The 1,851-nt window shown below is 43.8% G+C and carries 2 protein-coding genes; both read left to right on the forward strand.

Annotated features, from left to right (window positions below; translation table 11 throughout):
* Positions 1–126 precede the first annotated feature (126 nt).
* Positions 127–1,128 (forward strand): methyltransferase domain-containing protein, encoded by a 1,002-nt coding sequence (locus K8S15_03220; protein ID MCD4775044.1) that lies wholly within the window; start codon positions 127–129, stop codon positions 1,126–1,128.
* Positions 1,129–1,240: 112 nt separating this feature from the next.
* Complete coding sequence (locus K8S15_03225) at positions 1,241–1,771, forward strand: GNAT family N-acetyltransferase (GenBank protein MCD4775045.1); 531 nt, start codon at positions 1,241–1,243, stop codon at positions 1,769–1,771.
* Positions 1,772–1,851 lie beyond the last annotated feature (80 nt).

Below are 1,851 nucleotides of genomic sequence, written 5' to 3' on the forward strand. Positions count from 1 at the left end.
GATTACAGGGCGGAAATAGTTCCGTCAACAAATGCATGAACCAGCCACAAATGCATAGCCTTGAACCAAAGTAATATCTGTGCTGGTTATGCAAACGTTATGCACTAACGATTCAAAGGAGTACACATGCAGAAGTATCTAGTAGAAATCTTGGAATGTCCTAAATGCCACGGCAAACTAGACTGGAATATCACAGAGCAGACTACTGACAGAATTGAGACAGCTCAGGTTCTATGCCAGCGTTGTTCCGGTTCCTATTCAATTCAAGATGGAATAGGAGTATTCCTGACTACGGATTTAAAGCGAAATGATCTTTGGGAACAGGTAGACAGGTTGGAACAGTACTTGAAACAGCACCCGGGACTTGAAGAAAGACTCATGGATGTGCCTCTCGATACGCTCGGACCTGTTGATCAACATTACAGAGGTGACGTACATAAAACTCGCGGCGATATCGAAGCAGCAAATGCTGCTTATTCCATTTCCCGGAAGGCGATGTATTCGGCGGATACAACCAGATGTATGGACAGCCAAATGGACTATTTAATCAATGAAGTTTCTCAATCCGATAGCCCCATTGTCGATCTCGCTTCAGGAGAGTGTGCACTAGTCAGAAGAATGCTTAAGGATCTGCCTAATTTGATTGTTGTGACAGATTTCAGTCCCACTGTATTAGTGAGGAAACGAAAATGGCTAATTGAGCAGGGTCTATATGATCGAGTTAGCTTGCTGGCCTTCGATGCTCGTCAGACTCCTTTTACCGCCAACTCCATTTCCTTGCTTACTACTTTCCTTGGCCTTCCTAATATCCAGGATCCTGGAAACCTACTCGAGGAACTTTATAGAATTGTTAATGGCAAGTTCATTGCAGTTTCTTGCTTTTACCCCGAAGATGATCTGGAAAACGGTGCAGTAATCAAAGAGGGTGGCTTAACGGAAATGTTATATCGTAACAGACTGCTTATGCATTATAGCATCGCCAATTGGACAATTGAGGTAAAGAACCTCTGCAGTATAAAGACAAATGCTTCACCTACGGGTATTGTACTAGAAGGGGCTAAAGTGGACCCATTACCAGCATACGACACTTGTCTGGATTGGTGTATTCTTAGTGCAACAAATGCATAACCACAGCATGAACCAGGCACCTGTAAGTGAATAAGGCAGAGCTTAACGGCGCTGGTTATGCTGATTGTTGTGCAATGACGGAGAAAGAACAGAACAACGAAAGAGGAAATCAATGCTCAAGGGTGAAAATGTCCTACTTCGTGCGCTAAAGAGAGAAGATATCGAGAGGATGCACGAGTTCAATCAGGAAATAGAAAACCATGTTTTAGATGGCATCTTGCCACATGTACTCCCACATGAAAGAGCTGAAAATATCTATGAGGGAATGGTGCAGAAAAACAGTGAAAATGAATGCTTCGCTATCGAAGCGGATGGAAAATACATTGGGTTTTGTGGACTGTATTTGGTGTATCCTGGTGTTCGCAGGCTTGGGATTGGAATCGGTGACCGGGAATACTGGGGAAAGGGCTATGGCAGAGAGGCTGTGGAAATGCTTCTTCACTATGGCTTCCATTACCTTGGTTCAAGGCGGATCGACCTGGGAACAAACTCAAAGAACATAAGAGCAATAAATTGTTTCAAGGCTTGCGGTTTCGTGGAAGAGGGTCGACCTAGAAAAGTAATATGGATAGACGGGGACTACGCGGATCAGGTAAACATGGGTATCATGCTTGAGGAATGGGAAGCTAGACAACAAGAATGAGAACCAGAGAAGCATAAAGTAAGCACAACAAATGCATGAACCAGCCACAAATGCAAAGTATTGAGCCGTAGTAATATCTG

The sequence above is a fragment of the Candidatus Aegiribacteria sp. genome (assembly GCA_021108005.1).
In the GTDB taxonomy this organism is placed as follows: domain Bacteria; phylum Fermentibacterota; class Fermentibacteria; order Fermentibacterales; family JCC-6; genus Aegiribacteria.